General features: G+C 60.8%; 1 protein-coding gene. It reads right to left on the bottom strand.

Translation table 11 applies throughout. The annotated features are described in order from the left end of the window. Positions 1–676 (bottom strand): DUF4082 domain-containing protein (locus AC1DTN_RS37955; RefSeq protein ID WP_477925298.1); only part of this gene is annotated, 676 nt, incomplete at both ends.

Below are 676 nucleotides of genomic sequence, written 5' to 3'. Positions count from 1 at the left end.
GACGGCATAGCTATAGACGCCCGATGCGCTGAGCACGAGACTGCCATAGGTGCCGTTCAGTGCCGAACCGAGCGTGCCTGATGTCGCGCCGAAGACGACGGCCGTGACCGTCTTGGTGTCACCGGCATCCGGATCGGTGTCGTTGGTCAGCACATTGCCGCTCGCAACCACACCACCCGAACCATTGGCAATGCCACCCTTCTCGGTCGCGTCACCCGCATCGGCAACCGCCGTCGGCGTCGTGTTCGACGTCGATGCCGGGCGGAAGACCACATCGGCGTAGTAATTGGCAGCATTGTAGGTGGCATTCGGGAAAATGCCTGTGGTGGCGGATCCGCCATAGCGGTAGACGCCGTTGCCACCGGCCACCGCACTCGACTGGGCAGTCAACGGGCCGCTGGTGACGGCGGCCGTATAGAAATTGTTAGTCGCCACATAGGCACCTGTCGTGTGATAGGAGGCGACATAGTTGGTGTTGGCGGCAATTGTGACAGGTGTTGTAAAATTCACCGTCTGCCAACCGCTCGCCGTGGTGTTGGTGAAGGTGGCGGTCGCGAGTTTGGTGCCTGTCGTGGTCCACAGGTCGACGACATTCTGTCCGTTGTCATTGGCGCTGCGGTAGAACTTGATGCCGGTAATGTCGCCGGCAACGTTCGACTGGAACTTGACGCCGAGC

The organism is Rhizobium sp. 01T444, from assembly GCF_056398305.1.
This window is presented reverse-complemented; position numbering and strand designations above follow the sequence as displayed.